At 59.0% G+C, this 12,486-nt stretch carries 7 protein-coding genes and 2 pseudogenes; 8 read left to right on the top strand and 1 reads right to left on the bottom strand.

Translation table 11 applies throughout. The features are described 5' to 3' along the window. The coding region (locus ACTIEN_RS20885; RefSeq protein ID WP_439525079.1) for a calcium-binding protein at window positions 1–655 on the top strand (655 nt) is incomplete at its 5' end. Between the two features lie 122 nt (window positions 656–777). Beyond that, window positions 778–1,972: pseudogene (locus ACTIEN_RS20880) on the top strand (IS3 family transposase). A gap of 193 nt (window positions 1,973–2,165) precedes the next feature. Here ACTIEN_RS20880 and ACTIEN_RS20875 read toward each other — a convergent pair. After that, window positions 2,166–3,011: a tetratricopeptide repeat protein gene (locus ACTIEN_RS20875; RefSeq protein ID WP_439525078.1), complete on the bottom strand. Its 846-nt coding sequence runs from the start codon at window positions 3,009–3,011 to the stop codon at window positions 2,166–2,168. 1,027 nt (window positions 3,012–4,038) lie between these two features. On the opposite strand from ACTIEN_RS20875, the gene ACTIEN_RS20870 reads away from it, so the two are divergent. From ACTIEN_RS20870 to tnpA, 6 genes and pseudogenes are all read left to right on the top strand, one after another. Beyond that, complete coding sequence (locus ACTIEN_RS20870) at window positions 4,039–6,081, top strand: hypothetical protein (protein WP_439525077.1); 2,043 nt, start codon at window positions 4,039–4,041, stop codon at window positions 6,079–6,081. Continuing rightward, window positions 6,081–7,118: an OmpA family protein gene (locus ACTIEN_RS20865; RefSeq protein WP_439525076.1), complete on the top strand. Its 1,038-nt coding sequence runs from the start codon at window positions 6,081–6,083 to the stop codon at window positions 7,116–7,118. The genes ACTIEN_RS20870 and ACTIEN_RS20865 overlap by 1 nt, the downstream gene beginning before the upstream one ends. Beyond that, entirely contained in the window at window positions 7,115–8,467 is a 1,353-nt protein-coding gene (locus ACTIEN_RS20860; RefSeq protein ID WP_439525075.1) for an EH signature domain-containing protein, read from the top strand. Before ACTIEN_RS20865 ends, ACTIEN_RS20860 begins: the two co-directional genes overlap by 4 nt. Then, window positions 8,467–10,791: pseudogene (locus tag ACTIEN_RS20855) on the top strand (DEAD/DEAH box helicase); the annotation flags it as partial. The gene ACTIEN_RS20860 and the pseudogene ACTIEN_RS20855, both read left to right, overlap by 1 nt. A gap of 6 nt (window positions 10,792–10,797) precedes the next feature. Next, the gene (locus ACTIEN_RS20850; protein WP_439525080.1) at window positions 10,798–11,574 is read left to right on the top strand and encodes a helicase-related protein; all 777 of its coding nucleotides are present in this window, start codon (window positions 10,798–10,800) and stop codon (window positions 11,572–11,574) included. Between the two features lie 500 nt (window positions 11,575–12,074). Further along, window positions 12,075–12,479, top strand: a complete 405-nt coding sequence (gene tnpA / locus ACTIEN_RS20845) for an IS66-like element accessory protein TnpA (RefSeq protein ID WP_439525074.1) — start codon at window positions 12,075–12,077, stop codon at window positions 12,477–12,479. Window positions 12,480–12,486 lie beyond the last annotated feature (7 nt).

Raw genomic sequence — 12,486 nt, 5'->3', positions numbered from 1 at the left:
TAACGACCGGCTAGAAGGCGGCCCGGGTGCCGACCGGCTCTTCGGCGACGCAGGAAACGATACCCTGTTCGGTGGAGACGGGCACGATCAACTCTTCGGAGGAACAGGCAACGACATCCTTCGGGGCGGGACAGGTAACGACCGGCTAGAAGGCGGCCCGGGTGCCGACCGGCTCTTCGGCGACGCAGGAAACGATACCCTGTTCGGTGGAGCCGGCAATGACACTCTGTTTGGCGGTCTAGGCAATGATCGTCTCGAGGGAGGAGCCGGTAATGATCGCCTCTTCGGTGGATCAGGTAACGATGTGCTGATCGGCGGGACAGGTCGTGACGTTCTGACCGGTGGAGCCGGTGCGGATGTGTTTGTCTTCAGGTCCCTTGCCGAGGCGGGCAACTCCAACGCGACGCGTGACATCATAACTGACTTCCAGCGTGGACTCGATCGCATCGATCTATCCGGTATCGACGCCAACATCGGCCGACCGGGCAATCAAGCCTTTACCTTCATTGGGACCAACTCATTTGCTGGCATAGCTGGTGAGCTCCGCTTCTCCGACGGCGTGGTCATGGGAGACGTCAACGGGGATGGTCGAGCGAATTTCCAGATCGGGGTGAATAATCTAGGTACAATGGCGGCCTCGGACTTCATACTTTGATGCGGCGCTGAGGTTGAGACGGTTGCTCGAGGTCATCAGGGTGAGCTACCCCCCGAAAATCGGACAGTGACGGAAGCTACGATCTGAAGTCTGCTGATCTCCAAGCACGAGGAGATCAGGACATGTCGAAACGCAGGAACCACGATGCGGCGTTCAAGGCGCGGGTGGCGCTGGAGGCCGTGAAGGGAGAGCGCACGGTGTCGGAACTGGCCGCGGAATATGGCGTGCATCCGACGATGATCCACCAATGGAAGCGGTCGCTGCTGGAGGGTGCCGCAGGCATCTTCGAACGCGGAGGCAAAGCGGTTGCGGCGGCCGAGGTTGCCGAGGAAACGGTCCGTGACCTGCATGCCAAGATTGGAGAGCTGGCTGTCGCCAACGATTTTTTGTCACGAAAGCTCAAGCCTTGGATCGGCAAGTGAGGCGCGGGATGATCGAGAAGAACCACCCAAGCCTGTCGGTGGGCGCACAATGCCTCCTGCTGTCGATCTCCCGGTCATCGTTCTATTACGCGCCGCAGGGCGAGACGGCGATGAACCTTGACCTCATGCTGTTGATCGACAAGCAGTTTCTGGACACCCCGTTCTACGGCGTGCGGCAGATGACCTGGCACCTGCAGAACGAAGGCCATGCCGTGAACGAAAAGCGCATCCGGCGGCTGATGCGCCTCATGCGCCTGATGCCGATCTACCAGAAGCCCGACACCAGCCGACCTGCGAAGGGGCACAAGACCTACCCCTATCTGCTGGGCGGGCTGCGGGTGGAGCGGCCCAATCAGGTCTGGTGCGCCGACATCACCTATCTGCCGATGCGAAAGGGCTTCCTCTATCTGGTGGCCATCATGGACTGGTTCACGCGAAAGGTTTTGGCCTGGCGCATCTCCAACACGCTGGAGGCCGTTCTGCGCTACGATTGATCCACTGGATCAATCGCTTGACGCTTGAACTCTGCGTCGAGGCGCTGAACGAGGCGATCCACAAGTTCGGTCCACCCGAGATCATGAACACCGATCAGGGGTCGCAGTTCACGTCCTTCGCCTGGACCGACCGGTTGAAGCGCATCGGCACCCGGATCTCGATGGACGGCAAGGGACGCTGCCTCGACAACATCTTCATCGAGCGCCTCTGGCGGTCCCTGAAGTATGAATGCGTCTACCTGCACGCTTGGGAAACCGGATCGCAGGCCAGGGCCGGCATCGGGCGCTGGATCACCTTCTACAACCACCATCGCCCACACACTGCCCATGGCGGACAACCGCCCGCCGTGGTCTACTTCAACCACATCGAAACCGATCAGCAGGTGCAGGCAGTAGCTTAAATCAGCCGGAAATCTGTCCAAGAGCCGGGGAGTAGCTCACGGCGGGATGCCTCGACCATACTTGCCTTTTCCTATGACCTAGTACTGCACCGATCCGGGGGAGTCAGAAATGTTCTATGTTCGATCTCATGCGCGATTGCTTGCAGAAGTCGCATCCGCGTGCCTAGTGAGGCTCGGTGGCGCCTTGGTTTCTCTAGTCGCAGTCCTGATAGCCCGACTCCATGCAAATCCCCGCGCGCCGCTGCGCATCAGATATGTCACCTGTGGTCATGAGCGCGGACAGGTCGTTTCGACGTCGCGCTGCATTTTCCTGGCCATTTGCCGCTGCAATATTGAGCCACGTATGCGCAGCCACATAATCTTGCGGCACGCCTTTGCCCTCGGTGTACATGCGGCCGAGGCTGTACTGCGCAATTGTGTTACCTTGCTCAGCCGCCAGCCTGTACAATCTCACCGCCTCTGCATCGTCCTGCGGCACACTCTTGCCAAATTCATACATGTCGCCGAGGTTAAATTGGGCCTGAGCGTCACCCTGGTCAGCTGCAAGACGGTACCAATTCACCGCTTCGGCATAGTCCTGCGGCACACCAATGCCAAATTCATATTTCACACCGAGGATGACTTGCGCGTCTGCACTACCCTGCTCAGCCGCCCTAAGATACCATTTAAGCGATTCGGCATAATCTTGCCGCACGCCCCAAGCGAGGTCCAATGCAGCTTCAAGAGGTGTTGGCGCCTTCCCGTATAGATAACCAAGCCGCATTTGCGCCTGTGCGTTGCCCTGCTCAGCCGCCCTAAGATACCAATTTAGCGCCTCCGCTTCATCTTTCTCCACGCCATGACCGTAAAGGTACATGTCGCCGAGGCCGCGCTGCGCACCTGCGTTACCCTGCTCTGCCAATGGCAGAAGCTCGCGCAGCGCAGTGGCATAATCACCCGCGCCGTAGGCAGCTAACGCAATGTTCAATTCATCCGCAGCCGCAACAAACGGCATCAGCAGCACTGTTGCCAATGCAGTCCTCATCAGAAGCCGGTTCATGGTCTTTCCCCTTGTCCAACTGCGCCCGAATTTTCAAGGCTCTGTAGAGAGCTTGGCTGGCATTCCCCTCAGTGTCTATGTGCCTCGAACCGGTGGCGATGACCGAATTGAGTTCCTGCAGATGAATACCTGGCGTTCGGGGCGAAAATAGGGCTTTTCGGGGGATCGTTCGGGGCCGAGCATCCAATGATGCCCCCAGTTGCTATTTTTCGATACTAACAAGTGCGATGACCCGATCGCTGACCGCGGCGCCAGAGGTGGCTCGGTTGATCTGAACAGGTTCCGGGCGTTTTCTAGGTGGTTTTTCGCCTCGGTTACGCCGCAGTCGCAGGCAGCGGCGGGCAACTCGCAGTTGCGCACCTGCTTCCTTCCGGCCATCATCGGCCCGTGGTTCCAGACGGTGAATTGACGACGACGGATTTTGCCCTCGGCTTCCTGACCTTGGAACGTGACCATTCGGCGAGGCAGGCGGCAATACGATGCAACAGGACGAATTCCGGAAGTGGCTTGTAGCTCAGGGCCAGACGGAGGCAACCGCCTCGACGCGGGCGAGCAGCGCCAAGCGCGTGGAGCAGTATCTGTGCGATCTCGACCAGTTGTTCGCGCAGGAGGATCGGGACAGGATCCTCAACCCGTTTGCTATACTGCCGAGGATGAACGCGCGGAACGCCCCAACCCCTCTGCCTACGGCGGCGTTGTTGTCCAGCTCAAAGCTGCATGGTCGAGGTAGTGCTGCGGCCGTCCAAGTCATTCACACCACGCGCGCTTCCCTCACGTTCTATTTCCAGGGGGCCTCAAATTCGCCCAATTCATGCCCATCGAATCGAGCAGACGTCTAGCGATAGGTTGTGTCTGGTGGACAAGTTGTGAGGATCGCTGGAAGCATATTCATGATGATGCCAGATCACCGACGTCTCCGAAACCGAATGGCAGGGCGGAGAGAGGCTTTGTGGGGAAAGGAAAACCGAGCCGCAGGCGGAGCGGGCCATACGCCAAGAAAATGAAGAACCATGGAGGCACATAGAGCATGGAATTATTGATGACGATTGTCACGGCAATTGGAACGCCGGTGAAGGACGTCGTCCTGTTCGTGGCATCGCTGGTCGCGAACGAAGCCATGCCAGGCTTTGTCGTCGTGCTTCTCGTCGGCTGTCTTGCGGCGGTGACTCTCGCTCTCTCCAGGCGATTTGGTGCAAATCGTGCCGCAGTCAGATCCTTGCGCCTCAGAATTGAAGAGACTGGAGACGCGCCGTTTTACGAGGCTCGTGAGGTTGTTTCGGCATGGATCGTGCAAACACCGCACAACATAGAAGTCCGGGCATTAGCGGAAGCTTGGAGCGAATTTAACGAGACGGTGATTATTGATGAATCACGTGGCGAAAAGATCGCTATGAACGCGATTCGACCGTCGGCATTCTTCAACATCGAGGACCTGCACTACGGCCCAGGCTTCTTCCGAATCGTGCCGGGGCTGTTCGTTTCAGCAGGTCTCGCTCTCACATTCCTGGGACTGATTGCTGCTCTCGCGGAAATGTCGCAAGGTGGGCGGATCGATGACCAGACGATGTCAACGCTCATAGGAATCGCGTCAGCCAAATTCATCATGTCGTTGGTGGGACTCGTGTGCTCCATCGTCTTCACGATCTTGCTTCGACGGATGTCAGGTCAGATCGATCGTGAACTGAATCTTCTGTGTCGCGCGCTGGAACAACGCCTGATTTTCGTGAGTCTTGAGGAAATCGGTCTTCGTCAGCTTCAGTCAATGATCGAGGATCGTGAACATCATCGTCGCCTCACAGCTGAATTGGTGGCCGAAATCGGCGGACCGCTCAAGACGGAGCTGCCCCAAGCGATCTCGACTGCAATCAGCACGGCCATGCAGCCTTTGATCGAGACTGTGTCGCGCCAAGGCGCAGAGAGTGTCAGCTCCATGGCCGCGGACTTGTCGCAGCAATTGTCGTCCGGGGTAGGCGCCGCACTCACCGCTGCCAGCGAGAGGTTGGCGTTTGCCGGCGAGAAGATCGGTCAGATTGCTGATCGGCTGGACCAGTCCTCAGGTCGGATGGGGTCGGAAATGGAGACGGCAGTGGTTCGCGTTGCTCAGGCTGTGGATGACCTGCGAAGTGCAATGGCGGCAACTGCTCAAGAGACGACCGGCTCCTTTAGCGCTGGAGCGGAAAAGTTGCTCGCAGTGATGAACGACACGCTTGCGGGGATAAGGGATAATACTTCGGCTGGGGCCAAGGCGATGCTGACGGCTGCCGAGGAAATGCGTGCATCAGCCCAGAACATGCGGACCGAGATGGAAGCGGCCGCACAATCCGGGGCCGAGGCCGCGAAACTCCGCATGGAAGCCGCCGGGGCGCAGGCCGGGGACGCTATAGACGGGGCCGGACGGGTGGTCCTCGACGCATTCGGCAAGGCAGGAGCTGACATCGCCGCCATGAGCCAGTCCCTTTCCGAGAATGCCGGTCGAGAACTGATCCAACCGGTGGCTATGATCGCGGACCAGATCGAGGACATCGTTGCGAGCCTGACGGAAGCAGCGGCCGAGATGCGAGGCTATGTGGGAAGCGTGAAGGAGGGGGCAAAGGCAGGGGCAGATGCCGCGGTGTCGTTCCGCGGGGCGTCGAAAGACCTGGTCGCAGCAACTGGCCCGGTGCAGGCAGCGACCGAGCGGATAGAGAGCGCAATGCGCTTGCTCTCTGAAGGCACGCAGGGTGCTGTCACTACTGTCACAAGGAGCGCACAAGCAACGGCGGAGTCTGCTGCGCGTACATTGGCAACGGCAGAAGTCACACTCTCGGCCGAGCGGCGCGGCATCGAACAGTCGCTTGCGGGAACCGCTGCAATGGTAGAGCGTCTCAAGGGCCAGGGTGACCGAATGGACGTGATCGACGAAAAGCTTGGGCGGGCGTTCGAAGTCTATGCAACGAGCACCGAGCAAGCAATGCAGGCCATGCGGACACATGTGAGCGAGATGTCTCAGCAGCTGAGCGCGGCATTGTCGACGCTACAGAACATCGTGGATCAATTTCAGGAGTTCCAGCCGCAACAGGCACGCCGCTGATGCGTGCCGCAGCCTACAGACGTTCGCCGCGGGAAGAAGAGGAGGAGTCGGTCTTTGTTTCGATGACCGATATGACTGTGAGCTTCCTCTTTATTGTCATGCTCCTTCTTGTCTTCTTTGCGAGCCAATATGACCCGACACGCAGCGTGCCTTTGCCTGAGCACCAAAGGGCTCTTTCAGAGCGTGATCGGGCGCTGGCAGAACGTGACGCACTGGCTGCCGAGCTGAGTGCAACAGAGGCCGTGCTCGCCGAGGTCAACGCGCGGTTGGAGGCGATAGAGCCTGAAGTCGCGCGTCTGAGGGAAGAGAACGCTATCCTTCAGCAGCAGGTGGTCTCACTGACCCGGCAAGTCTTGACTCAACAAGATCGGATTCGAGAGCTTGAAGCGGAGCTGGAGCGCCTGCGTCAGCCGGACCCTCTCGAAGCCTATATCAATCAGAGTCTGCAGGAGCGGCAGCGACTGCTCGAGTCTTTGCGAGATCGCCTAACCATTGATTTCCCAGATCTGGAAGTCGTCCTAAGCGAGGAATCCGACGCGCTGCGGTTTCAGGGGGATGGTCTTTTCCGAAGCGGGTCCGCGACGTTGAGACCAGACCGGCGAGAATTCGTCGAGGCGGTCGCAGTAAGGCTAAACGAGCTTCTTCCCTGCTACACTCTTGGCAATGGATCGTCTTGGAGTGACGGGTGCAATCCGGGTTTTGCCCTTATCGAGGCTGTCCAGATCGAGGGACATACCGATACCGATGGTAATGAACTCGTCAACCTTCGACTGTCCACCGAGCGAGCAAACGGCACCTTTGGCGTGATGCTTTCACGCGAGAACGCATTGCTGTCACACCTGAATTTCCGTGGGCAGCCCGTCCTGTCGGTCGCGGGTTACGGAGAAATGCGACCCATAGCCGGGAACGACACGACCGAGGAAAAGGCCCGAAACCGTCGGATCGACTTGCGCATCATCATGTATGTGCCTCGGCAGACAGAGGAGATCGCCACGATCCGGGATGCCCTTGCCGCGGCAGGGGGCGTGGTCGAATGACATACAAGGACGGAGTTCTGGACGTCCAAGGCATCGAGCAACGGGTGGGTCTCGCCGATCTGCTGAACCGTGTCAGACCGCCGGTTCTGGCCCAACCGCCGTCTGCGAAGGGTCTTCTTGCCGTCTGTCGCGGTATCCTAGACCGCTATGAACTCCCTCCAAGGGCCGACCCTCACGACGCCGAGCAGCTTCTGATTGAGATGGAGAGGCGGATCGTCGAATGGGACTGGAAGCGCGTTCCACTTCGCTTCGTGAATGAGATTGCACGATTGGTCTATGGGCCCCGATTCCGTCAGCGCGCCAATGCCGAGGTCGTGCGGCGCTTCCTGCTAGCTGAAATCAAAGTCACCACACGTTCCGCCCTACTGAACCATCTGGTCCGGGTCTATATCGAGTGCTTCGTTGAAAACGAAGAAAGCATCCGCACCCTCGGAAAGGCATTGAACTCCGCACGCGATCGGATTGGGGCTCAGTGGACGCCTTTGCTGCAGAATGTCCCGTCGCTGTTCGACGCGGACAAGGCGCCTGAAGACATCGCCTCCTTGATGGAACAAATGGAGGATCCGTGGAATGGACTGCGCATGATCGGACTGCGGCAACCCCACGCGCCAGGGCTGATGGATGCAGTGCACCTCGCGTTCCTGAGGCGGGTTGGGCCGAAGCTAGACCGCGAAGAAGAGATCGCGCGGGTGCTGGCGTGGATCGCACCTGCTGGCGGAAAACCTAGGCAGACCGGCGCAGGACCGGCAATCGATGCACTAATGGCGCCGTGGCAGCGCGAGGGTGCCCCGGCCGTGGTCCGAAACTTACTGATTGATCGCCTGACCGAAGTTTACAGTCACCCACGGGTCAGACGGCACGTCGCCTGGAACGAGGTCCATCCGGATCGCGAGATGCTGTTCCTGCGTTGGCTTATGGGTGCCGATATCCGGTTCCTCTTCCGTGTCTTGGCGGAGGTCGAACGTGGCCACATGTGGGCAGATCGGGAAGAGTTCTGGTGGACGCTACTAGAGCAGGAACGCATCGACGAGGTCTGGATCGCCTTTAACGGATCAGGGCATGCTGCAGCCATGGCAAAGCTGCCACTCGATGCGCGTCAATTCGGGCGGCGGTTTGCCAAGCAAGTCGGTGAGCGTGACAAATCGCTGCTTATCATGCGGATCGGACAGAAGATCGTGGTCGAAGGAACATTCAACTTCATGGTGCATATCTTTGACGCCGATGATCCACGAGCGCCAAGGCTCTATGATCCGGAGTACGACGTGGCCAACATTCGACGCAGGCGGAGTGCAGGCACGATTGTTCATCTCGGAGCTTGGCAGACGAAGGTACTGAGGGCACTCGGCTGATGAAGACACAAGCGACATACTCGACCGATGGCGTACAGATCACCGTGGCATCCGATCGTGGAGGGCTGTTTGGTCGGCTTTTGCCGCAGAAGATGGCGGATCTTGATGCTCTACCGCCGAGTGAACAACCGCTGGCCTTTGCAATTGCCGATTTGCGTGCCATGGCCGATGAGATGGGAGAAAGCCTGCTCATCGAGAGCGATACGATCTCACTTAGCCACCGTCTGGCGGCGGCTGTCGATGGTGAGACGGGAAGTGTACTTGGCCTGCCGCCACTTACCGACCTTACGATGCGGACGGATGCTGAAGGCGTTCTAGGAACCGCGACATTCCGTCTGCGTGTCGACTGGCTGCGCGGCGGCCAGGTGCGGACGCCGCGCAGGACTGGAGCCATCCTCGAGACGGATCGAGGCCCGCAGCGGCTCCCACTTTGGATGCTGGATGCCTTGGCGGTGGCGGAAACCTATCGCGCCGGAACAGATGATGCGGTGCAATGGGAAGCACTGGCACGTTTTCGAAAAGCACTTGAGCCCGGAGTAGAGTTATCCGGAGACCGAACGGCCGCGCGGGTCTCAATGACAGATTTCCTGTCGGGCCTTGAAGTCACCCTGGCGGACCGCTTCTCGATCTCTCCGGATACCCAGGGCAATGACTTCAGTGTTGTGCCATTTGCAGCCGATCGGCTCGAAGCGGAAGGTGGCGCACCTTCCGAGTCGATGTCTGAACTCGCAGATGCGAACCTGCGCGAATTCCAGCGAAAGTTCCGCGAACGAGGGGCGCTTGCAGCCTATCGGCTGGGACGCGGGCAGTTCATGGTTGTTGACCGGAGTGCAAGTCCGGCGCTTCGCGTTATGGCCGAGATGCAGCGCGCGCCGCTGGAAGAGCGTCGGGCCTTCATCCGCAATCCGCGGGCAAGGATAACCTCGGCTGTCGAAGAGGCCATGCGAAGCGATGCAAGCTTCTCCGCGCTCGCGCCCTCAGCGCAAGAGGAGATGGTCGAGGCGGCCGCAGGACCCGCATTTGTTGAAACGACTGAGTTCATGCGATTCTCCGAACGGGTAACGGGCACCACTCTCTACACCGGAAACCTTGTGAACACATTTGAGGGGAGCGGCACGACCTGGATGCCGGAGATGTTCCCCGAGGCTGTGCTCCAACGTCTCGACAAAATGACCCTTGATGAGCTTCAGGGCCTTAGGGATGAGGTGGCGAAAGCGGTCCTGACCGGCGCGCGAAGCGTCAAGGTCGAAGGTGAGACGATTCCTGCGACGAGTGAGACGCTTCAGGTTCTAGACGGTCGTATTGAAGAGCGTCGCAGTGAGGTTCTGGAGAAGGTTGAGGATGACGCGGCAGAAACTGATGAACCGAGCGGCAAACTCGTCCTCGAGACAGCTGACAATTTTGAGGAGGTGCACTGGCGCCCGTCGCATCCGCCGCGCCATACGGCGCAGCCAGTGGTCGTCCCGCCTACGATAAAGACCGCGCTCAAGCCGCACCAGTTGGATAGCCTGGCGTGGCAGATCGAAGCTTGGAAGACAGGGCTTCCGGGTATCCTGAACGCAGATGAGCAAGGACTGGGAAAGACGCTGCAGACCATCGCGTTCTTGGTCTGGCTGAATGAACACATGAAGCGGCAAGCTGGTGCGAAGCGCGGCCCTATCTTGGTCGTCGCCCCAACGTCACTACTTGAGAACTGGGAGCAAGAGGTGACCCGCCATGTGGCTGCGCCGGGACTTGGCCACCTCGTTCGGCTTTACGGATCAGCGACATCGGTTCGGCGCAAGACGGGCGCTCGCGGGCAGGATACCGAAGTGGGAGAGGCGCTGCTTGATTTCACCGATATCGAGATAGCGCTACAAGCGGGAGCGGGACACCTGACCTGAGTCCTGACGACTTATCAGACGATGACGAACTACCAGCACTCGCTTGCGAAGATCCCATTCGCCGCGACCGTCTTTGACGAAATCCAGAACATCAAGAATCCTGGCACGTTGGCTGCGCTTGCCGCGCGCGCGATGAACGCCAGTTTTCGAATTGGATTGACTGGAACACCGATCGAGAACTCCAGCGTCGATCTTTGGGCGATCATGGATCAACTAGCCCCGGGGGCACTCGGCTCACTTTCAGATTTCCGGTCGAAATTCGGCACGCCGGATGAACAGAACATGTCTGAACTGCACCGTCGTGTTTTTCATCGACAAGGCGCATTCCCTCCGCTCGCTTTGCGTCGCCTCAAGGAAGATGTCGCCCGAGACCTGCCGCCGAAAACGCGCTTCCTCCATCCTAGGGAGATGCCACCGGTTCAGGCGGCGCGATATGACGAAGCGCGCGTGAAGTTGGCGGCCAGTCGGCGCGGTGCGGCATTCAGGCTGCTTCACCATATCCGCAGCGTATCAGTGCATCCTACGTTGAACGCACAGCCCGATCCGAAGGCTTTCATCAGTGCGTCCGGCCGACTCTCGGCAACGTTCGACATTCTTCGCCGGATCAGGGCCATGCGAGAGCGGGCGCTCGTCTTCATCGAACACCGCCAGATGCAATATCGGTTCATTGAATTGGTCAAGTCCGAATTCGGACTGGACAGAGTCGACCTGATCAACGGTAGTACGCCAATCCCGCAACGACTGGCCATCGTGAACCGCTTTCAGCGTCATCTCGAACAGGATAGTGGCTTCGACTTGCTGGTGCTGGGACCAAAGGCGGCTGGGACAGGCCTCACGCTCACGGCCGCGACGCATGTTATCCACTTGTCGCGATGGTGGAACCCGGCTGTCGAGGAGCAGTGCAACGATCGGGTTCACCGTCTGGGCCAGGCAAAGCCGGTCACCGTGCACGTGCCTATGGCGATCCATCCTGTCTACCGTGAGCAATCGTTCGACTTGCTGTTGCAGAGTTTGATGCAGCGGAAACGGCGCCTGGCGCAGTCCGCGCTGTGGCCGATGGGCGATACCGACGGCGATGCGGCACAACTGCAGGCGTCGCTTGCCCGAGAAGGAAATGAAATCTCGTCGGGCAATCCAGTTGTCGAAGCAATGAATGCAACATTTCAAAGGGATGGAATTGAATTGGCGCAGCCCGAGCCAGATGGAAGCTGGCGCTACTCATGATCTGGTGGGACGCTGTCACCTGTCACGAGATTTTTCCTCCATCTGCAACTTGAGTCCGCCCCAACGAGAGGACGGATGATTAAGAAGGTACGACGGACCGAGGAACAGATGACCATCCAAGGAACACGACCTTCTCTCCATCAAGCCAGTCGATCGAACGGCTCAAGCTTCAAGCACGTGATACACCAATGGCATACCGTCAAGGTGCTGCACAATATGCTGCACACATCTCGAAAGGCTGGAATGCAACCTATTGATAAAATTAACTTAATATCAAGCTGGGGTGCGATTTGACGGACTGTCTCTCCGCCATTATGCATTGATTTCATTGATAAATTTAGGACAATCTGCCATCTGCCCCACAAAGAAGAAATGCTTGTCGATCTGACGAAGATTTTCAATCGAGCGTTCGGATCAGGTCGCAGTGGACACTCTATGGCGTTAGCCTCCGGTGAGGGCCGTCTACGCTGATCGTGCAAATGGTCGTAAGGCATGGCCTTATGTCATGCTCTTCCGTTTTCACCCCGATCGAACTCTTCACGGCCGAGGACATGGGTCGTCGTCGGCACTGGTCTGACGAAGACAAGATCCGCATCGTCGAGGAAAGCTTGCGCGGTCACCGCCAGGGATCGGCGACGGCGCGGCGGTACGGGATCTCACGGTCGCTGCTGTCGATCTGGCGGCGTGCGTATCGCGAGGGTACGCTCGGAGGCGAGGACCGCGGCGGCGGCTTCGTGCCGTTGGTGATGGAGGAGGCCGCGCCGAACCGGCTGGAACGCTCGGCGTACGCCTCCGAGGATGCCCGGATCGACATCGCGCTGGCGAACGGGCGGCGCATGACGATCCCTGCGTCCTTGCCGCCGTCGCGTCTGGCGGCGCTGTTGGCGGTGGTGGACCCGCGATGATCGCGTT

Source organism: Marivita sp. (genome assembly GCF_051859345.1).
In the GTDB taxonomy this organism is placed as follows: domain Bacteria; phylum Pseudomonadota; class Alphaproteobacteria; order Rhodobacterales; family Rhodobacteraceae; genus Marivita.
The sequence above is the reverse complement of the archived record's forward strand: the minus strand, read 5'-3'. Positions and strand labels throughout refer to the sequence as shown.

Excerpts from the sequence above, each read along its gene's own strand:
- tnpA (WP_439525074.1), top strand. The coding sequence starts at position 12,075 with ATGTCATGCTCTTCCGTTTTCACCCCGATCGAACTCTTCACGGCCGAG.
- ACTIEN_RS20860 (WP_439525075.1), top strand. The coding sequence starts at position 7,115 with ATGACATACAAGGACGGAGTTCTGGACGTCCAAGGCATCGAGCAACGG.
- ACTIEN_RS20875 (WP_439525078.1), bottom strand. The coding sequence starts at position 3,011 with ATGAACCGGCTTCTGATGAGGACTGCATTGGCAACAGTGCTGCTGATG.
- ACTIEN_RS20870 (WP_439525077.1), top strand. The coding sequence starts at position 4,039 with ATGGAATTATTGATGACGATTGTCACGGCAATTGGAACGCCGGTGAAG.
- ACTIEN_RS20865 (WP_439525076.1), top strand. The coding sequence starts at position 6,081 with ATGCGTGCCGCAGCCTACAGACGTTCGCCGCGGGAAGAAGAGGAGGAG.